Raw genomic sequence first — 20,572 nt, forward strand, 5'->3', positions numbered from 1 at the left:
TTTAGACTCCACGAGACGAAATTAGAGATAAGATATATTGCTTTGCCAACTGTTCAGCTTCTGCGAACGCTGTTTCATTTGCTTTACTAAGCACTGCTCGAAGCCACAAGCCATCGATCATTGCTGCGCTCAGCTTCGCAGCTCTTCGTGCATCCTCTTTGTCGAGAAGGGCAAAGAAAGAATAAGATAAGTTACTGTAAAGTCTCTTAGAATTGATCCTTTGTAGCCGATGCAACTGTTCATCATGCATCGACTGCGCCCAAAAACTCAGCCAAGTTTTTGTCGCACTTGTTTGCTGCTGTACGACAGAAAAATTCGCCTCAACGATGAACATCAGTCGCGCTTTTGCATCGCAATTTGAATGTGCTTTAGATATCAAACTGGTTTTTAAGCTAGTAAGTAAATATCGAACAGTGGCCTCGATTAGGCCCTGCTTACCACCAAAATAGTGACTAATTATCCCAGAAGATAACCCTGCTCGTTTACTAATACTGTTAATCGTAGTCGCGTGTAAACCAAGCTCCGCAACTGACTCTAACGTCGCCTCAATTAGTTGTTGACGACGTATCGGTTCCATTCCAACTTTAGGCATAATATTTTTAATTGAACGTTCAATTAATATAAATTATATAGAGCTCTAACTATTATAACAATATGAAATTTCTCACACGGCAAGTTAATGGAATCTTCACAAAGAACAAAAAATCAATAAACATAACCATAAACATCTGTTTTTATTGTTTTTAATTTACATTGAATATTTTCAAATGTGATACTGATTGTTTCACATCTTTATTTTTTGTACCCAAAAACACCAAAAATATCATGCCCTCAAACTATTAGATTTCAATATGAACTTTTAATTTTCTCTGTATAAAAGTCCAGATGCGCATAGCGAAATGACACTGCAACCTAGAGATAAAAAATGTCGAAAAGGGAAATGATGAGAAAAACAAGGAATTGCGAGTTCGTACGAGCTCACTTTGGCTCGTCACATAGTCGCATGGTCACAGCTTTACCGAAAAATAAATATGTGACCATGCGACACAACATAGAATTACGCTGTTCTGTAGCTCAATCGGCTTCCGAATGCTTTTATGCGCTCTACCAGTAAATAGTTCACCGGCACTAAGATAAGGGTAATTAGCGTAGCGAATATGATGCCAAAGCCCAAAGACACCGCCATTGGAATTAAAAACTGAGCTTGAGTTTGCTGCTCAAACAACAGTGGCATTAAGCCAAAAAAGGTTGTGATACTTGTAAGCATTACAGGCCTAAATCTCGCAGCCCCCGCTCTAAGCACAGCGTTCATTAGTTCAGCACCTTTCGCTCTTTGTTTGTTGATGTAGTCAACAAGTACCAAGGAGTCATTTACCACAACACCAATTAAGGCCAGCATACCCAGTAAACTCATAATGGTCAGCTCCATTGACATGATCCAATGACCAATCACAGAGCCAATCAAACCAAAAGGGATCACACTCATTACAATTAACGGCTGAACATAGGATTTAAATGGGATAGCGAGCAGCGTATAAATGATGAAAAAGACAAAAAGCAGCGCCCAACCCAGTGAGCCAAATGACTCCCTTTGCTCTTTGGCCTCCCCCTCCAGGGAGTGTGTTACGCCAGGATATTGTGCAACTAGCTGATCTAAAAAGACCTTTAACTCCTCCTGTAACACAGTCATATTGGTGTTTTCCTTTTCAATATCAGCGGTAATATTCACGGTTCTATATCTATCTATTCGATAGATACTCGAAGGACTTTGTCCGGGAGTTAACGTTGCCACATGATTTAACGGAACAGCACCTTGATTTTCGATATTGATCAATAACGTATTAAGCGTTGCTAGATTGCTGCGCTCAGATAGTGGCAGCCTCACCATCACACGCACATCATCACGGCCTCGCTGGATCCGTTGCACTTGAGCACCAAAAAATGCACTGCGGATCTGATTTGACACTTCCGTACGAGTCAAACCAAGTGCCTTCCCTTGCGCTGTGAGTTCAATTTGCAACTCTTCTTTGCCATCACTCAGGCTATCTGTAATATCAAACACAGTTGGGAAAGTCGCCAAATTCGCTTTGACTTGCTCAGCGGCTTCTTTCAACACAGCCAAGGAAGTACCAGTCAACTGCACATCAATTGGATCACTCGAGCGGCCAATTTCAGCCCTAAACGTCAAACTTTCTGCACCCGGGATCGTACCAATCAATACCCGCCACTCTCTCACCAATTGACGAGAGTCAACACGCAATGAACGAGTTTCAGGCGGTGTTATCTCAAACCGAACTCGGCCTGAATTAGACGCCCCACCGCGTCCACCTGTTGTTGCTAAAATATGCGTGATAACACTTTCCCCGGTGTCAGGGTCAACATATTTTTCTTTTAAAACCTGAGCTTTATCAGACATTAAATCGATATATTTGGCGGTTACCTCAAATGGCGTACCTGTTGGTAGTGTCAAGTTAGCGCGCACTGTCTCACTGGGAATACGAGGAAAGAAAATAAACTTAGTCCAACCACTCATGATGAGCGCTAAAATCACCAAAAATACGCCAATAAATCCACTTAAGGTGGCCATTTTGTGTGATATTGCCACTTTTAATATTGGTTGATAATACTTGAGGATCCCGCGCTCAAAACCATCTGCAAACCGTTGCTGAAAAGCACTAAAGCGGCTTGGTTGCTGAGCATTTTTACGTGGTTTTAGGTTTTTTAAATGAGCAGGTAAGACAAATTTTGACTCAACCAAGGACATTAACAAAACAGGGATCACAACAGCTGGGATCTGCGCAAAAATAGCGCCCCTTGCACCATCGATAAATGCCAACGGTAAAAATGCAGCAACAGTAGTCAAAATACCAAAAGTTACAGGAGTCGCAACTTCTTGCGTGCCCCTTATCGCCGCCTCTTCTCCCGACTCTGAGCTATTAAGATGTGTATAAATATTCTCTCCTGTGACAATTGCATCATCAACCACTATCCCAAGCACGAGAATAAAACCGAACAGACTCATAATATTGAGACTTATGCCAAAAAATGGCATTGCTAAAAATGCCCCCATGAAAGACACGGGAATACCAATAAAGACCCAAAACGCAATGGCTGGGCGCAGAAATAGTGTCAACAGTGCCAACACCAATATGCCACCTTGCAGTGCATTAGAAGTTAAGGTCGAAATACGGTTTTTTACTATGACTGAATCATCATCCCAATAGCTTAACTCATAACCTTTTGGCAAGGTCTCTTGGCGTTGTTCGATATACGCTTTAACTTTATCCGCAACCTCAATAGCACTTTGTTGGCCAATGCGATAGACCTCTATAAACGCAGCTTGCTTACCATTAAATCGCGTGCGCACTGGTGTTTCTTCAAAGCCATCAATAATATTTGCAATATCAGACAAGTATAAAACGGAACCGTCTGTATTTGTCTTAATTGGAATGCTCGCAAACTCATCTTTACGATAAGCCTGCCCTTTTGAGCGAAGTAAAATATCGCCACCAGAGGATTTTAGGTTACCCGCAGAAATATCTGCGCTAGATTGGCCAATTAAATTCGCCACCTGCTTTATCGTTAAATTGTATTGCCTCAGTTTGTCTTGGCTAAGTTCAATGGCAATTTCATAATCACGCACACCGTCTAAATCAACTTGCGTCACCCCTTCAATACGCAACAAGTCATCTCGAACCTGCTCGGCGAACTCTCGCGTTTCCTTTTCAGAATAACTCCCAGCGACCGTGACTGTGATGACATCACGCTTGCGCTCAGCAAGTGATATTACTGGCTTTTCCGCATCTGCTGGAAAGGTATTTATGGCATCAACCCGACTTTTTACATCCGCCAACATTTCTCTTGGGTCATAGCCGTTGTCAACTTCAATATTTACATTGGCGCCGCCTTCTGAAGAGCGGCTAGAAATTTGTTTTATGCCCTCTAAGTCTTGTACAGCCTCTTCAATACGAATAGACACTCCCTGCTCTACATCTTCAGGGGTTGCACCGCGCAATGACATGCTGATGCTAATTCTATCTGTTTCAAAAGAAGGGAATACTTCCAGCGGGATCTTGGTCGACATAGCAAACAAACCACCAAACAATATTGATAGCATCAATAAGTTTGCTGCGACGGGGTTGCGTGTAAACCAGGCTATCATATCCCAGTCTCCCGAGCTTGGCGCTCTCGCTCTGCAAGCAGTTGCTTAATGCTTACGCCGCGCTCCGCTGCTATTTTTTTCAATCTACGCTTTTGTTTGTCTGTAAGTTGCTGCCACTTTGGGGATTCAAAAGCCGACCCTTGCTCACCTTGATCATTGCGCAGTGCAACAGGTGTACCCGAACTTACTTGCCCCAAAGACGTCGTTACTAAACGCATTCCCTCACTAATTCCGGAGCGCACAATCGCAAACTCATCGTTTTGCCACGCCAACGAAATATCTCTACGCATAAGTAAGTTCTGCTCATCTAGTACATACACGTAGCTGCCTTGATAAATGGCGCTGCTTGGTATGGTAATGGCATTTTCTAGGGTTTTTCCTTCAATTTTTGCATTAACGTATTGGCCAATCTTAATCGCAAAGTCACCTTGTTGATTAACAGAAAATGGATCGTCTATTTGTGCGACCACGTACAACTGCTGTGACAACTCACTAATTGCGCCTTCTGTACGGACGATTTTACCTTGCCATTGCTGGGCTTTGACCAAATCCGAATACAAAGTAACAGACAGGCTGTTTATGTGGTCGTCACTGTCTCTGTAATGCTCAGGCAAACGCATAAATGCCAAGTCTCGATTGTTTATGGGTAGCCTTATTTCTACATAATCCGTCGCATAGATTTCAGCTAGTTGGCTATTACTAGAAACAACCTGTCCTAAATCAACCTTCTTATTTAAAATGCGACCCGCGAATGGGGCTAGGATACGTGTGCGTTCTAACGCTAACTCGGCCTTAGTCAATTTGGCTTGAGCGGACAATACATTTGCTTTTTGCGCTTCTAACTGCGGCTTTCTGAGCACAAGCTCACCGGCCTGCCCACCATCACCTAAGCGTTGCCAGTCAATTTGTGCTTGCTTCCCCCTTGCTTGCTCTTCTAATAAACTTTGTTTAGCGCCGAGTAATGCGGCTTTGGCAACCTGAACTTCTGCTTGATAATCTCTATCATCAATTTGTAATAACAGTTCCCCTTTTTCAAAAAAACCACCATCTCTGAAGCTATTGCTAATAAAGCTGATTTCACCTGAAACCTGTGCAACCAATACACTTTGTGTACGCGGCTTAACAACCCCATAACTATCAAGTGCCATAGCAAACGGTTTTGCTTGTATCACTTCAAAATCCACCACCATTTGCGCCTGCGCTTTACTCTTACCTCTTTTTGCTTGAGGCGGATTAGAAGTAATAAATACAACCAGTAGAACAGACATTGTCAGTATAGCTACAGGTAAGATTATTCGTTTAGCCAATGTCATTGTTTACATCCTTAGGCTCTGTTTGCTGAAAATCACCACCCAATGCAAGGTGCAGTTCAACTCGATTTTTAATTAACTCGTTTTTGATAGAAATGAGGCTGCTCTTTGCATCAAATGCACGTTTTTGCGCATCTAATACCGTGGTGTAACTCACCAAGCCTTTTTGATATTGTTCAAATGAAAGTTGCTCAGCTAACTGAGCGTTTTTTTCTGCGATTAAGGTTTCTTGATAGCGCTTTTTCAGCGCAACTTCCGCGCTGATACCATTTTCAACATCACTAAACGCTTCTTGCAGGTTGTTCAAGTATTGAAGCTCCAGCGACTTAAGCTGGGCTCTGGCGATTTCTTCCCTCGCAGCCAGTTTGCCCGCATTAAATAGCGGCGCAGAAATACTCGATAACAGTGACCAACCAGCCGCAGAAAAAGACAATACATCGTCAAGTTGCTCGCCACTGGGTCCATAACCGGCGCTCAATTTTAGACTTGGGAAACGCTGTTTGTGAGCAAAAGCTAGCGCAGCATCTTGTGCTAATAGCTGATACCAGCTAGCCAATAGCGCGGGCTTGCGGCTAACCAATGTAGATGGTACGCCCGTTGAAAGCGTTGAATCTAACAGCGGCAGTGGCGCGTTAACAGCTAACATTCCACTTGGATACTCTCCTACCAAACGCTCCAACTTTCGAACCCGAGTCTCTACCACTGATTTCTGTTGCGCTAATTTTGCTTGCTCATTGTTGAGCTCTGTGCGAGCGAGATAAACATCGAGTGCACTGTTAAGACCTTGCCTATACCCAGACTCAATGATGTCCAAGTTTTGCTCAACCACAGCCAAACGATCATTTAACAATTGCTGTTGAGTTTGCCCTTCTATGACAGCAAACCAGCTAATTACGACATCTGCGACCAAATTATGTGTTTGCTGCTCATAATTTGCCAAACTCGCCATCACTGTAAGATTGGCTTGCCGTTCTTCTTCACTCAGTTTGCCCCAAAGATCAAGCTCATAGCCAACTTTAAGATCAAGTGCATGTTCAGTTGAAAAGGTGTTAGACGACGATTTACGCCTCACGCTATCAAGTGATATATCGAGTGTTGGCCACAGCGCACTGCCACTGACAACCAACTGCTGCTTCGCAACGTCTATGTCTATGGCCTGCTGCAACAAAACCAAGTTACTGCTCAATGCAGTTGTTACCAATTGATGTACTTGAGGTTCGGTAATTTGCTCCAGCCAACTTGGTTTTACAGGGCCGCTTGTATGTTGATACTTCCACGACGCGGGTATTTTTAATTTTGAACGATACTCTTCGTCAATTTGATGCGTCGATTGGCAACCGAGTAGTAAGCTCGACAATGCTATCGCCAACGAGGTTTTTAGCCACATTATTACAATTCCTATAGGCTCAACTCTACTATTCTATTTTAGTGTACTGTGTGAAATTGCACGTCCTCAATGAACTTTACATAGACTTACATTACACCAACTCCATGAGCGTAAAAGCACAGCATTCATACCATTGTGAGCCTCTTATAGATCAGTTTTAATCGTTTTTAGATGGCAACAGTATGCTGTTCAGGAATTCAAGCTTAGGTGTGGAAACTTTTATCGGAGAAAATAAAAATCAACTTATAAAGTATTTTAATTATTAAATATAACCTCTTGGAATATAGATAATCGAAATATTTTTTTCATTCGAACTGTTATTTCTTGATCAATCTGCTTGTTTATTAACGTGAACGATTCAACAGATTGGAAATATATAATGAATAATAAATTAAATATTGTTACCGCCGGTTTACTATTAGCACTTGGGCAAGCAAGCGCACAAACATTTGATAATAGTGTGCAAGAATATGACCCGACAAAACATGTCTGGGAATACACTTATAAACTGGCTGATGGCGACCCTCTTGTTGTTCATCAATGGCACCTTCAAAACACGGGCCAATCTGCTGGTGCAATTACTCCTGGAGTGGCAGGTATTGATTTGAACTTAGACTTTACACATCGCCGTGGTATTTTGGGTCAAGGGATCAATATTGCTGTTATTGATGATGGCCTTGCTACCTACCACCCAGACCTTGCGCCAAACGTGGTACAAGGCAACACGCCTAATCCTAACCCTTACATCTATCAGTACGAATCAAGAGGCCGTCTGAGTATTGACGACCACGGTACAAAAGTTGCTGGGATCGCGGCAGCTGCTGCATACAACGGCCAAGGTGGCCGAGGAGTAGCACCGAATGCCACGCTGACAGGTGTAAACTACATAGGTAAAGAAAGCAATATTAACAGCCGCACGCTTGCCATCCGCTCTGTTATGGATATGGATGGTGCTGTTCAACCTATGAATAAACTCACAGACGCGCGCGTTATCAACCAAAGTATCGGTTATTCATTTTCTGACGCTAGCATCTATGGTGATTACCGTGCATTCTTTGATGATATTGACGCTGTAACTAAAAGAGCAGTAACGGAGAGTCACGGTGGTCGTGGTGCAATGGCTGTTAAATCAGCAGGTAATAGCCACTACATTGGTGGTCGTTGGCTAGACAGAGACAATGGTCTTTTGACACTAATTTACCCTAATGGCTATGCACTACCAGCATATGACGCGTCAATTGCAGATCCGACAAATGCCAATTTCTGGAACTTAACGGTTTCTGCACTGAATGCAAAAGGTAATTTAGCGGCTTATTCTACAGGTGGTTCAGCGGTGTTATTAACAGCGCCAGCTGGTGAATGGGGACGTTATAGCCCTGCGACAGTGACCACAGCTCTACCTAAGTGGTGCACAGATGCAACGGAAACACAATGTGAAGAGCCAATGTACGCATTTAACATGAATGGTACTTCAGCTGCAGCACCTGCTCTATCTGGCGCGGTTGCACTTATCATGTCGGCAAACCACCAGCTATCTTGGCGTGATGTAAGACACCTAATGATCACTACTGCAACAAAAGTAGATGCTGATGCACAACCTCGCATGATTGGTGATTACGAAGCTATCCCAAGCTGGCAAGTGAATGGTGCAGGTCACGCGTTCCATTATGACTATGGTTTTGGTTTGGTTAATGTAGATGCGGCAGTTGAAAAAGCACTACAAACAGGTCCTATCCTAGGTGACCTACAAATCAAGTCATATGACGTGCCGGTAAAAGCAGACGCGTTTATTTACGATGGCGATTTCACTGGTACTGAATCAGTTCACACACAAACTGATGACCTAACAGTTGAAGCCGTTCGTGTACACTTAAGCTTAGATCATGAGCGTCTTGGGGACTTATCTGTTGAGCTTATTTCACCTAGTAACACGCGCAGTGTCATTTTAACCGCTGGTACAGACATCGAAGGCAATCAGTTCAATGACAATGTGATCCTTTCGAACCATTTCTATGGTGAGTCAGCAAAAGGTGATTGGAAACTACGTATCATCGATACAAATGCAAAAGACTCATGGTCTGAAAGAGTATACGACCTAGGCACAGGTAAATTTGTTGAAGGTTCAAAAACGGTTATTCCACAACGTGGCGATAAAGTACAACCTAACAATACTAAACCAGGTCAGTTAACTGGCTGGAGCATTACGTTCTACGGTCATTAATCATTGACTCAAAAAGGGCTATTACGATAGCCCTTTTTGCGTTCCAGTTTAAATTCTTACCTGATAAAAGTATAGTATAGGTTAAACACTTCGAATTTATAACTTCTTCGCTTATAACTTTAGTTAACCTTACTGCTTTTAATTCACAGATTTTCTATTTAAGAACAGCGTAAAAACCTTAATCAAGCATAACCAGATGCATAGCATTTCCAACCAGGTCCTATATCCATCTGAAAACAACGCACAGAAGGACTATTAGTTGAATTAGCTAACTTCCTCCACTGTGCAATCACAGCAGTGGTTGTCGTTGATTTATATGGCCCAAAAGTAAAGGTTGTGACAAACTCTGCAGCAGAAGCATTAGCAGATCCGCATAGTAATACCGCAAAAGCTATTTTTGCAAGTAACTTCATAGTGTTAAATCCTTTTTGATGAATATGGAGCAATTTCATTAAGAGCAACTATGGTTTGACTTAAAATATTAGCCAAACTCTTGTATGTAATTGCATTTATTTGAGTAGAGTATATTAGCAGCGATTATTAACCAATAATGCGAATAGAAATCTGTAAAACACTACTTAAATTGGCAACAACTCATTGCAACTTTTGAAATCATTAATTAAAAACACGCCCTTGAAATTCTGATTAAAAAGCCAAAAGAGCCATTCAAAAATAATACAAAAACAAACGCCATCCTATTGATTTATATTCAAGGTTAATTTGATTGGTTCACCAACTTATAGAAGCCACAATGAAAAAATTAGTAATAACTTAATAAGTTAAGGAGCTACTTAAGAAAATATAAAGTTACTGTGAAGACTTCTTCCCATATAAGAAAATATTAATATTTTCAGATGAAAAATAAGTATAAGACGTGAGGAAATACCAAACTCAGTTGGTATTTCCTAATTAAGAGGATTAACTATAGTATGCTTCGCCTGCTTCCGCTTTCGCTTTCAGCGGCTCTGATGGCGTGAATACATCGTTTTCAGTTGCATAAGTAGACAACTCTGAACACACTTTATTGATACCGCGTTTATCCATGTAGCTAAATGGACCGCCTAAGAATGGTGGGAAGCCAATACCAAAAATTGCACCAATATCGCCATCTCGAGCAGAGGCGATAATCCCTTCATCTAAACATCGAGATGCTTCATTTAGCATCTGCGCAACACAGCGGTTAGCAATTTCTTGCTTATTCAAACGTGGAGCCTGCGTGATCCCTAACAAAGCATAAACCGATTCGTCGACAGTCTTGCCTTTTTTCCCTTCATAAGAATAAAAACCGCGTCCAGTTTTCCTACCTAGGCGTTTATTGTCTATCATACGTTCAAATGCATTTGGCGCTTTGAAACGATCACCAAGCTCTTTTTCAAGAATTGGCGCTATTTTAGACCCAATATCAATGCCGACTTCATCGAGTAGTGCAAGAGGCCCAACCGGAAAGCCAAACTCTACAAGTGCTTGATCGATTTTCTCAATTGGTTCACCGGCAAGCAGTAGATTAGCAGCTTCATTTACATACGGTGCCAAAATACGATTCACATAAAAGCCTGCTTTATCTTTCACTACAATCGGTGTTTTACCCTGCTTTCGTGCAAAGTTCACTGTCTTTGTTATGGTTTCTTGAGACGTACTCATATGAGGGATAATCTCAACCAACGGCATTTTCTCTACTGGGGAGAAGTAATGTAATCCAATCACATTCTCAGGGCGCTCAGCTTTTTCTGCAATTTGTGCAATTGGCAGCGATGAAGTATTACTGGCGAATATCGTTGACTCTGAACACTCACGCTCAATATCTGCAACCATACCCTGCTTCAATGCAAGATCTTCGAAAACAGCTTCAATGACAATATCAACATGCTCAAAACCACTGTAATCTGTCGTGCCAGTGATGCTGTTCATGGTCGATTGCATTTCGGCTTTAGATAAAATACGGCGTTTTTGCTTTTTAGATAAAATCTTGTAGCTGTAGTTTAGGGCATTGCTGATCCCTTGATGCGCTACATCTTTAATACGTACTCGTACGCCTGCTTTTGCAGCACTAACATGGGTGATCCCCGCCCCCATCAAACCGCCACCTAAAACTGCAGCACGTGCGATGCTTGTCTTGTCGTCACTTTGCCACTCTTTTTTCATCTCTGTGGTAGCAAAGAAAATTCCACGCAAAGAGCGTGACACATCTGTCATTACAAGATCTGCAAAGCCTTCCGCTTCAGTTTTGTATGCTTTTAATTCATCTAATTCGACAGACGCCCTTACTGCCTTAATGATTGCAAGTGGAGCCGGATAGTGACCCCCAGTCTTCTTCTCGACATTATCTTGTGCTTTTTTGAAGATAATATTTCGGCCAAATGGATTGGATTCAAGCAATTGACTGAGTTTATCTAGCTTTGGCTTGCGAGCCTTTGGCTTACCTTTTCGAGCAAGTTTGACCGCGACATCCATCAAAATGCTGTGCGGAACACTTTCATTGACCAGACCAGCTTTTGCAGCTTGTTTTGCGCGCACTTGTTTACCCGTTAGCATCCATTCCAGCGCTTTTTGGATACCCACCAACTTAGGCAAGCGTTGTGTACCGCCACCACCGGGTAACAAACCAAGTTGCACTTCTGGTAAGCCCAACTTTGTTTTGTCATCATTTGTACACACGCGATAGTCACACGCTAATGCAAACTCCAACCCGCCGCCTAAAGCTGCTCCATGGATGGCCGCGACTGTTGGGAAAGGCAGTGCCTTCATTTTAAAAAATGCCTGCTGACACATTTCTGATAGGCGCAATGCATCTTCTCGTGTATGCGCATTGTCAAGCATCTTGATGTCTGCACCTGCAATGAAGTTGTCAGATTTACCACTGACAAACACCATACCAGTTACGTCATCTTTTTTTCCTTTTTCAAGAATTTCGAGCAACTCATCGGCGAAGGAATCACGTAATGTATTCATTTTTTCGCCCGGCACATCAATTGTTACCAATGCAACTTTATGGCTGTTTAATTCATAACTAAATACTGACATTTATGCACTCTCCAATACAAATGCTGCACCCAATCCACCAGCCGCACAAGCTGTTGTCAATGCGAGCCCACCACCTCGGCGTTTTAATTCATTTAAGCTTTGAGTGATAAGCCTCGCGCCTGTTGCCGCAAATGGGTGACCATAAGCTAAAGAGCCACCATTGACATTAAACTTGTCCATATCAATCTCACCTATTGCTTTACTGCGTCCAAGTTTCTCTTGAGCAAACTTATCTGAAGCAAACATTTTGACGTTAGCCAACGCTTGGGCTGCAAACGCTTCATGCATCTCAATTAAGTCAAGGTCTTTTAATTCGATACCAGCTCTATCTAGGGCCAACGGCGTTGAATGAGCTGGACCCATGAGCATGTCTTCATGTACGCCAATCGCAGAAAACGCATATGAACGCACATAGCCTAAAATTTCATATCCTAGGGCTTTTGCCTTACTTTCACTCATCATCAATACAGCTGCTGCACCATCAGTAAGAGGCGTCGCATTAGCCGCGGTCACAGAGCCATGTTTTCTGTCAAACACAGGGCGAAGTTTTGCATACCCTTCAAGTGACGAGTTAGCACGAATGTTATTATCTTTGTCGATAAAACCTTTATATGGTTCTACGTGCGCGGTCATAACTTCTTGCGACAATAGCCCTGCATCCCAAGCTTTTGCAGCTAAAGAGTGAGAGCGGTGCGCCAATGCATCTTGCTCTTCACGGCTAATACCGTGTGTTTTTGCCATTTGCTCAGCTGTGTCACCCATTGACAACCCCGTTGAATATTCAGCAACTGCTGGGGGAACAGGTAATAAATCTTTTAAGCGCAATTGAGAGAAAATCTTCAAACGCTGGCCTAATGTTCTGGCTTTGTTTAAATCAACTAGGCTACCTGCTAGTTTTTTGCTTACACCGATCGGCAATACTGAAGAAGAGTCCGCGCCACCAGCAATACCGACAGCGGTATGACCTGCAATGATAGACTCAGCAACATTAGCAACCGCTTGAAAGCTTGTCGCACACGCTCGAGAAACCGAATACGCATCAACGGATACAGGCATACCCGTGCCAAGTACTATTTCCCGTGCAATATTCGGTGCTTCAGGCATCTGTACAACTTGCCCAAAAACTAACTGGTCGATTTCTTTTTTATCTATGTTTAGGCGTTCCAGCATTTCATTGACCACAGTTTTACCTAGGTCTAGTGCAGGTACGTGGTGGTAAGCCGTGGCTTGTTTTGCAAAAGGAGTACGTAGGCCACTCACAATAGCGATACGGTCTCCGTTTATTGTTTTTAGAATGTTTTGTTCAGACATGAATTTTGCTCTCCCGCTGACAGGTCTGACCTGTTATTTTAATCCGATTCTAAACAACCGAATCCATTCTGCCAATAGAAAAATGGAAATTGTCTGTAAAATCACAGCGCAAATTAAACTTAGCGTGAATTTTGAACAAATCAAAAAGCGTCTGAAAAATATATTAAAAATATGGAACTAAACCAAATAATACGGTCTAAGAAAAATGTGAAAATCCACCTCAAAAGCTTGAGTTTTCCGTTTCAATCCATATAAATAAGCAACAAATTTGTCATAACAAGGACAAACAAGCATGGCAGTTAATGAGTTTACTGAATTAAAAAAATACTTAGACACCCAAATTTTAGGTCAACCTGACTTAACCGAAGCACTTTTAATCGCAATTTTGGCAGACGGCCACCTATTAGTTGAAGGCCCACCAGGGCTTGCAAAAACTCGTGCGGTGAATGCACTCGCCAAAGGCATAGAAGGCAGCTTTCAACGCGTTCAGTTTACACCTGACTTGTTACCGGCAGATATAACAGGCACTGATATTTACAGACAACAAACCAGTGAGTTTGTATTTGAGAAAGGCCCGCTTTTCCATAACCTTGTACTTGCAGACGAAATTAACCGCGCACCAGCTAAAGTTCAATCAGCTTTACTTGAAGCCATGGCAGAGCGTCAGGTCACTGTGGGGAAGACAACTTATCCACTTCCTGAACTCTTTATGGTTATGGCGACTCAAAACCCGTTAGAGCAAGAAGGTACCTATCCGTTACCAGAAGCACAACTAGACCGCTTTTTATTACACCTCAATATTGACTACCCACAAGCGCAAACAGAGTTAGAGATCCTCCGTTTGACACGCGGTGAAGCGCTAAGTACAGAAGTGGTGAAGTTTAGCCCGATTAGTCAACAAACGTTATTCGAGGCAAGAAAGAAGGTGCTAGAACTACATTTGGCCGAGCCGCTTGAGCAATATTTGGTACAACTTATAATTGCAACCCGTGAAGCAGCCAAATTGGACGCACAACTTGGCGCTTGGATTGAACTAGGTGCAAGTCCAAGGGCGACAATTGCTTTAGATAAATGTGCCCGTGCCCACGCTTGGTTGCAACAACGTGACTTTGTCACGCCAGACGACATCCAGGCCGTTTTACATGATGTTCTGAGACACCGTATTATTCTGAGCTACGAAGCCCAAGCGGATGGTATTACCAAAGATCAAGTGATCAGCCGCATTCTCGAGCTAGTGCCCGTACCTTAAGGTTTAAACACCACCTATGAAAGCAAATATTGATATACAAAGCTGGTTTGCAAATTGCCATAGCAATGGTGTTGAACTTGGGCTCAAAGAGTTACTCTACTACAAGAGTAAATCTCGACTTCTCGACTTAAAACCTAAAGGTCATATTCGCAGTGCGCAAGCGGGACAATATCTCGCACCGCATAAGGGTCGAGGTATGGAATTTGCCGAAGTGCGTCAATACCAATATGGCGATGATATTCGCGCCATAGACTGGCGCGTCACGGCGCGAACAGGAGAAGCACATACCAAGCTCTATCAAGAAGAAAAAGAGCGCCCTGTTTTTATCTTTACAGACTTATCAAATAGCATGCTATTTGGCAGTCAACTACTGCTCAAGTCCGTACAAGCAGCACATTTGAGTGCCCTCGTCGCTTGGTCGGCGTCTCAACGAGGCGACAGGTTAGGCGGCGTGGTCTTCTCTGAACACAGCCACCATGAGCTCAAACCAACAGCCAGAGACAAAGGTGTACTCGCGTTTTGTCACCAATTGTGTGACGTTCATGAAACAAGCTTAGTTAACCGCGACAATAAAAACACCAGTCGTTTTAATGATAACCTGAAACGCCTTAAGCATTTGGCAAAGCCGGGAAGTTTAATTTACCTCATTTCTGATTTTTCCGAGTTAAATGATGAGAGCTTTTCATTACTCGAAGGCTTGAGTCGCCATTGTGAGTTAATAGGCTGCCAAGTAAGTGATCCTTTTGAGCATGCTCTTCCTGCATACAGTGAAGCAATCGAAGTCCAAGGCACCAATAGCGCATGGACCTTACCCTTAAGCGACAAACAATTCAGAGACAAATTTGCCAAACGTGCGCAAGATGTCTTTAGTGCTCGGTTAAAACGTTTGCAACGCGCAGGCATGACGATGCTCAACTTCTCGGCCGATACGCCATTAGAATCTCAGCTTTCTAGGTAACTACAATGAATCCATCTCCATTAGATGCCTTACATGATGTCTTGCCACCTGAGCAGGTAAATTGGTGGCCCCTATCACTGCCAACATGGGCACTTATTATCACCTCAACGCTGATACTTTTGCTATGCAGCTTCTACTTGTATCGCAGCTGGCAATACGGCGCAGCTAAGCGAGAAGCTATCAAGCTCAGTCAATTAGAAATAAAAGATGCACTGGCATTACACGGTTTACTAAAAAGGCTAACAAAACACTACTATGGTGCCACGGTGGCGGCTCAATCAACGTCCAATTGGTGCCAAACCTTGAACTTGTTGTCAAAAGCACAGTTTAGTGAACAAGATATTGCTTCATTATATAAATCAGATAACAAAAACGATCAGGTTGAAAAACTAATGATGGCAATAAAGACGTTTAAAACCAAGGAGCGCTTAGATGTTTGAATTTGAGTGGCCACTGGCATTTTTACTGCTGCCACTACCTTGGCTCATAGCCAAATTAAAACCCATTCCGGCTAGAACCCAGCAGAAAATCCGTATGCCCAGTTATGCAAGTCTGGGCGGCATGGGTACGCAAGAACAATCGTTTTCCCGGAATAAAAACTGGCTTGAAATGCTCATCTGGCTGTTACTAGTTACTGCACTGAGCAATCCCACTTGGTTAGACGACCCTATTACGTTACCAAGCGAAGGCAGAGATATTATGCTCGCGGTCGACTTATCTCACTCAATGGCGGAAGAGGACATGGAGTATAACGGCCGTTACATAGACCGCTTATCAGTTGTAAAAGCTGTACTGGGTGACTTCATAGAGCAGCGCCAAGGCGACAGACTTGGCCTTATCTTATTTGCTGATACCGCATTTTTACAAACCCCCTTAACCAAAGACATAAATACAGTTAGTCAAATGCTTCAAGAGTCACAAATTGGCTTGGTCGGTAGAGCAACCGCCATTGGTGATGCGCTAGGCCTTGCAGTAAAACGATTCAACCAAAAAGAAGAAAGCAATCGCATTTTAATCTTACTCACTGATGGTCAAAATACCGCTGGAAACTTACAACCGGAAGAGGCACTCATCTTAGCGCGTGAAGAAGGTATTAAAGTGTACACCATTGGCGTTGGCTCAGACGGGCGCAGGAATATGGGGTTCTTTTCTTTGGGCAGCATGTCAGGAGCAAGTATAGATGAGCAAACACTCACCCATATTGCCGATGAAACTGGTGGTCGCTACTTTCGAGCTAAAGACGTGCAAGGTTTACAACAAATTTATTCTGAGCTAGACAACTTAGAGCCTATTTCTGCTGAAGACGAAACCTTTCGACCCAAGCTCGCACTATTCTATTTGCCTTTAATGGCTGCATTAGCAATATGGGCCATCGCCCTATTGATTCGTTTTGCAAAACAGTGGAGGCGAGGTAATTAATATGACCGAATTTCAATTTATTCGACCTGACCTGCTTTGGCTGCTGCTCCCGTGGTTGGTGATAAGCCTACTGCAGTGGTATAAAAGAACAAGCAACAAACAGTCTCAAATTATTGCCCCACATCTGGCGAAAGTAGTACTTACCGAAGGAGAGCAGACTAAATCGAGCCATTCCTCATGGCTAACCAGTTTAATCCTGTTGCTGGGCATACTTGCTGCAGCGGGACCAAGTATTGAGAAACAAAGCGTCCCTGTATTTACCACAAAGCAAGCTCGCGTTTTAGTGATGGATATGTCTTACTCCATGTACTCAACCGACATTGCGCCTAACAGGCTTACACAGGCCCGTTTTAAAACTCTGGATATGTTAAAGCAATTTAATGAGGGTGATACCGCGTTAGTCGCTTATGCGCAAGACGCTTTTATTGTGTCACCATTAACCAGTGATGTTAATACTTTAGAAAACCTAGTGCCGAGTATTAGTCCAGCCATTATGCCAGGCAAAGGCGCTAACGTTTTGGCAGGTATAGATCAGGCAAAGAATCTACTTGAGCAAGCAGGATACCCATCGGGTGAAATCGTTCTTATCACTGACGAAGTTGAATTGGAAGATGCCCAAGATATCCATAGCATGTTGAGTGGAACAGGATACACACTCCATGTTTACGGTGTTGGCACAGCCCAAGGCGCTCCGATCAGCGTACCAGAGGGTGGATTTTTGAAAGACAGATATGGGCAAATTGTAGTACCCAAACTATACGTAGATAGGCTTCGTTCGCTAGCACAACGTTTAGGTGGAAAATATGCAACTTATTCGCCAGACAGCTCGGACATTGAAACTTTTGCCTCCAACAATACTCAAGATATTGAAACACCCAAAGAGCCAAATGAAACGCTATGGCGTGTCGATGCCGGTAAATACCTTTTATTCGTCATCGTACCTTTGGCATTGATCGCATTCAGAAATAGCGCTGTTGCTTTGAGTATATGTGCCTTAGCTTTTCTACCCAGTCAACCAACTTACGCGGCGGATTGGCAATCATGGTTTAAAAATACGGACCAAAAAGCCCTTTCAGCATACCAAGCTGAAGATTTCGAACAGGCAACTAACGCTCAAAACGCAGCTCTCAAAGGTGCTGCACTGTACAAACAAGGCCAGTATGAGCAAGCTGCACAGGCACTTCAACATGCCAATACCGCAATCGGCCAATATAACTTAGGGAATGCGCTAGCTCACTTAGGAAAGTTAGATGAAGCAGTTGAAGCTTATGAACAAGCGCTAAATTTGAACCCCAACTTGAATCAAGCGCAAGAAAATAAAGAACTGCTTGAGCAGATCAAAGAGCAACAATCGCAACAAAATCAAGATCAAAGCAACCAAGACCAGAACCAGCAGTCCTCCGAGCAACAGCAAGACAATCAGCAAGGTGAAGGACAGGAACAGCAGCAATCAGACCAGCAAAATGGTCAAAATAGCGAATCTCAAGACGGCCAAGAAAATGAGTCTGAACAAGAGCAAAATGAGCAGTCAGATCAAACAAATAGCAGTGAACGGTCTGAGCAACAAAATCAAAATAACCCAGAATTAGCTGACAAACAGTCAGGTAAAGAAGAGGAACAATCACAAGAGCAAGCTGAGCAAAAAGCTGCGCAACAACAAGCTCAACCTCAGCAAGCTGAGCCGCAAGAAGGTGAACAAACACAAAGTTTGACACCTTCACAAATGAGGGAGCTCACCCCTGAAGAAAAGGAAAAGGCGCAACAGTTGGACCAGCTTCTGCGCAGAGTGCCGGATGATCCGGCTATTTTGTTAAAGAACAAAATGCTTTTAGAATCACGACAAAGACAACAACAGAGACAACCAGTAGGAGCTGAAAAATCATGGTAATGCGATTTGCAATCTGTTTTATTATTTTCGCTGTCGCACTGCCCGCTTTGGCCATTGACAGATTGACGGCCAGTGTTGACAAAAACCCTGTGTTGGTTGGTGAATACTTTACGTTGACAATTGAAGCCAATGGTAAAGTCTCAGGGCAAATGCCTGACACTTCAGCCATCGCACAAAACTTTATTACGGGCCCTGTTAGTACCAGCTCACGTACTCAGATCATCAACGGTAGTATGAGTAGTGCAACAAGCTGGCAAATGCAGGTTATGTCTCGAAGTGCAGGTGAGTTCACTATTCCTGCATTTGAAATATCAGGTGCCAAGAGCCAACCAATCAACCTGCGCGTTGTAGCCAGAGAGGCGGATGACAGCCAGCAAAAAGACGTATTTGTCACCACAGAGCTCAACCCTCAATCGTTATATGTGCAACAAGCAGCACTCTATACAGTAAAACTATTCATTGGTAAGGATTTACTTGAAGCACAAATGACCCCACCATCAATGGAAGATGGCTCTATCACTGCAATGGGTCAACAAGAAGAAAACTACGAAGTGCTAGATGGTCGCCGTTATCGAGTTATCACCAGAGAGTATTTAATACAACCACAAAAAAGTGGTAGTTATACAATCGAAGGGCCCATTTTCAACGGCCAAGTACGGGAAGAATATCGCAGAATGGCCGTAAGTGCCGTCGGTGATTCAATAGATGTGGAAATAAAGCCCATTCCTGATAACTATCGCGGCGCATGGCTGCCAAGCGAATTAGTTAATCTTGCAGAAGAATGGCAACCCGAGGATAACCAAGTAGTTGTTGGTTCTCCGATTACTAGAACATTTACATTGACAGCCTTAGGTATAACCAAAGAACAATTGCCCGATATTGAAGTACCCAGTGTAGATGGTTTTAGAATTTATCCAGACGAAACAGACCGTAATCAAATGGCACGTGATGGGCGAGTCATTTCGCAAATGGTTGCATCTTATGCCCTACTCCCGCAAAAACCGGGGACATATACACTGCCAGAACTAAAACTCCCTTGGTTCAACACAGTAATAAATCGCGTGCAATATGCCACTTTACCAGCCAGAACCATTGAAGTTGTCGCTGATCCCAATCAACCACAACAACCTATCGCTCAATCACAACCCAGTATGGTTTCCCAAACGCCTGCGCAACAATCCATCACTGACCCCCAAATAGTGTACAAGGAAGCAGAAAAATCTTGGTTAGACTGGGGACTAATGGGGTTAGGCTACCTTTTATGGTTTGTAACCTTGGCCTTGTGGCTTTTGAAAAAACCAGCCAAACCAGTAGCTGTTCCCTCAAGCGGATCAGAGGTTGCCGCTAATACAGATGTGACAGTGAGACTAAAACAATTGGGTAAAGCGGCCAAACAAGGCGACAACAGTCAGTTTTATACTTTGCTACGCCAATATGTCGAACTTGCGTTTGACCAGACACTCAAATCATGGTTAGACCAGCAAAGCCCCGAAATTCGGGAACAAATTGCAAAATTGCAGGCTTGCCTTTATAGTGCAAATAAGCAACAAGTCGATCTAGTGGCGCTATACAATCAAGTGTGTAAAATTAAAAAGCGTTCAAAATCAGATACTAAGAATAGCTTAGAGAAGTTGTACTAAAAAATA

14 protein-coding genes are annotated in these 20,572 nt (G+C 43.1%); 7 read left to right on the forward strand and 7 right to left on the reverse strand.

What is annotated here, in order from left to right:
• Window position 1: 1 nt before the first annotated feature.
• From betI to MHN81_RS07350, 4 genes are all read right to left on the reverse strand, one after another.
• Entirely contained in the window at window positions 2–592 is a 591-nt protein-coding gene (gene betI, locus MHN81_RS07335) for a transcriptional regulator BetI (protein WP_023401561.1), read from the reverse strand.
• A 465-nt stretch (window positions 593–1,057) separates the two neighbouring features.
• Complete coding sequence (locus MHN81_RS07340) at window positions 1,058–4,162, reverse strand: efflux RND transporter permease subunit (RefSeq protein WP_239425417.1); 3,105 nt, start codon at window positions 4,160–4,162, stop codon at window positions 1,058–1,060.
• On the reverse strand, window positions 4,159–5,475 hold the full coding sequence (locus MHN81_RS07345) for an efflux RND transporter periplasmic adaptor subunit (RefSeq protein WP_239425418.1): 1,317 nt from the start codon (window positions 5,473–5,475) through the stop codon (window positions 4,159–4,161). Before MHN81_RS07345 ends, MHN81_RS07340 begins: the two co-directional genes overlap by 4 nt.
• Entirely contained in the window at window positions 5,462–6,859 is a 1,398-nt protein-coding gene (locus tag MHN81_RS07350) for a TolC family protein (RefSeq protein ID WP_023401558.1), read from the reverse strand. The genes MHN81_RS07345 and MHN81_RS07350 overlap by 14 nt, the downstream gene beginning before the upstream one ends.
• A gap of 379 nt (window positions 6,860–7,238) precedes the next feature.
• Here MHN81_RS07350 and MHN81_RS07355 point away from each other — a divergent pair, with 379 nt between their 5' ends.
• Window positions 7,239–9,080 carry a S8 family peptidase gene (locus MHN81_RS07355; protein WP_239425419.1) on the forward strand — a complete coding sequence of 614 codons (1,842 nt, stop codon included), beginning with the start codon at window positions 7,239–7,241 and terminating at the stop codon, window positions 9,078–9,080.
• A 182-nt stretch (window positions 9,081–9,262) separates the two neighbouring features.
• Here MHN81_RS07355 and MHN81_RS07360 read toward each other — a convergent pair whose 3' ends face one another.
• From MHN81_RS07360 to fadI, 3 genes are all read right to left on the reverse strand, one after another.
• A complete protein-coding gene (locus MHN81_RS07360; protein ID WP_239425420.1) occupies window positions 9,263–9,493 on the reverse strand; it encodes a hypothetical protein in 231 nt (76 codons plus the stop codon).
• 505 nt (window positions 9,494–9,998) lie between these two features.
• On the reverse strand, window positions 9,999–12,101 hold the full coding sequence (gene fadJ / locus MHN81_RS07365; protein WP_239425421.1) for a fatty acid oxidation complex subunit alpha FadJ: 2,103 nt from the start codon (window positions 12,099–12,101) through the stop codon (window positions 9,999–10,001).
• Window positions 12,102–13,412, reverse strand: coding sequence for an acetyl-CoA C-acyltransferase FadI (gene fadI / locus MHN81_RS07370; RefSeq protein WP_239425422.1), 1,311 nt, complete (start codon window positions 13,410–13,412; stop codon window positions 12,102–12,104).
• A 292-nt stretch (window positions 13,413–13,704) separates the two neighbouring features.
• On the opposite strand from fadI, the gene MHN81_RS07375 reads away from it, so the two are divergent.
• The 6 genes from MHN81_RS07375 to MHN81_RS07400 are packed head-to-tail and all read left to right on the forward strand — an operon-like array spanning window position 13,705 to window position 20,566.
• Entirely contained in the window at window positions 13,705–14,661 is a 957-nt protein-coding gene (locus MHN81_RS07375) for a MoxR family ATPase (RefSeq protein ID WP_023401554.1), read from the forward strand.
• A gap of 16 nt (window positions 14,662–14,677) precedes the next feature.
• A complete protein-coding gene (locus tag MHN81_RS07380; protein ID WP_023401553.1) occupies window positions 14,678–15,619 on the forward strand; it encodes a DUF58 domain-containing protein in 942 nt (313 codons plus the stop codon).
• A 5-nt stretch (window positions 15,620–15,624) separates the two neighbouring features.
• Complete coding sequence (locus MHN81_RS07385; RefSeq protein WP_023401552.1) at window positions 15,625–16,059, forward strand: DUF4381 domain-containing protein; 435 nt, start codon at window positions 15,625–15,627, stop codon at window positions 16,057–16,059.
• The gene (locus MHN81_RS07390) at window positions 16,052–17,038 is read left to right on the forward strand and encodes a VWA domain-containing protein (RefSeq protein WP_239425423.1); all 987 of its coding nucleotides are present in this window, start codon (window positions 16,052–16,054) and stop codon (window positions 17,036–17,038) included. Before MHN81_RS07385 ends, MHN81_RS07390 begins: the two co-directional genes overlap by 8 nt.
• Window position 17,039: 1 nt before the next feature.
• Window positions 17,040–18,926: a VWA domain-containing protein gene (locus MHN81_RS07395; protein ID WP_023401550.1), complete on the forward strand. Its 1,887-nt coding sequence runs from the start codon at window positions 17,040–17,042 to the stop codon at window positions 18,924–18,926.
• Window positions 18,920–20,566: a BatD family protein gene (locus MHN81_RS07400; RefSeq protein ID WP_239425424.1), complete on the forward strand. Its 1,647-nt coding sequence runs from the start codon at window positions 18,920–18,922 to the stop codon at window positions 20,564–20,566. Before MHN81_RS07395 ends, MHN81_RS07400 begins: the two co-directional genes overlap by 7 nt.
• The last annotated feature ends 6 nt before the right edge of the window (window positions 20,567–20,572 follow it).

Source organism: Pseudoalteromonas sp. Of7M-16 (genome assembly GCF_022347805.1).
GTDB classification, from domain to species: domain Bacteria; phylum Pseudomonadota; class Gammaproteobacteria; order Enterobacterales; family Alteromonadaceae; genus Pseudoalteromonas; species Pseudoalteromonas luteoviolacea_F.

Bases quoted from the DNA above. Each gene is read 5' to 3' on its own strand.
- betI (WP_023401561.1), bottom strand. From the start codon at position 592: ATGCCTAAAGTTGGAATGGAACCGATACGTCGTCAACAACTAATTGAG.
- MHN81_RS07340 (WP_239425417.1), bottom strand. From the start codon at position 4,162: ATGATAGCCTGGTTTACACGCAACCCCGTCGCAGCAAACTTATTGATG.
- MHN81_RS07345 (WP_239425418.1), bottom strand. From the start codon at position 5,475: ATGACATTGGCTAAACGAATAATCTTACCTGTAGCTATACTGACAATG.
- MHN81_RS07350 (WP_023401558.1), bottom strand. From the start codon at position 6,859: ATGTGGCTAAAAACCTCGTTGGCGATAGCATTGTCGAGCTTACTACTC.
- MHN81_RS07355 (WP_239425419.1), top strand. From the start codon at position 7,239: ATGAATAATAAATTAAATATTGTTACCGCCGGTTTACTATTAGCACTT.
- MHN81_RS07360 (WP_239425420.1), bottom strand. From the start codon at position 9,493: ATGAAGTTACTTGCAAAAATAGCTTTTGCGGTATTACTATGCGGATCT.
- fadJ (WP_239425421.1), bottom strand. From the start codon at position 12,101: ATGTCAGTATTTAGTTATGAATTAAACAGCCATAAAGTTGCATTGGTA.
- fadI (WP_239425422.1), bottom strand. From the start codon at position 13,412: ATGTCTGAACAAAACATTCTAAAAACAATAAACGGAGACCGTATCGCT.
- MHN81_RS07375 (WP_023401554.1), top strand. From the start codon at position 13,705: ATGGCAGTTAATGAGTTTACTGAATTAAAAAAATACTTAGACACCCAA.
- MHN81_RS07380 (WP_023401553.1), top strand. From the start codon at position 14,678: ATGAAAGCAAATATTGATATACAAAGCTGGTTTGCAAATTGCCATAGC.
- MHN81_RS07385 (WP_023401552.1), top strand. From the start codon at position 15,625: ATGAATCCATCTCCATTAGATGCCTTACATGATGTCTTGCCACCTGAG.
- MHN81_RS07390 (WP_239425423.1), top strand. From the start codon at position 16,052: ATGTTTGAATTTGAGTGGCCACTGGCATTTTTACTGCTGCCACTACCT.
- MHN81_RS07395 (WP_023401550.1), top strand. From the start codon at position 17,040: ATGACCGAATTTCAATTTATTCGACCTGACCTGCTTTGGCTGCTGCTC.
- MHN81_RS07400 (WP_239425424.1), top strand. From the start codon at position 18,920: ATGGTAATGCGATTTGCAATCTGTTTTATTATTTTCGCTGTCGCACTG.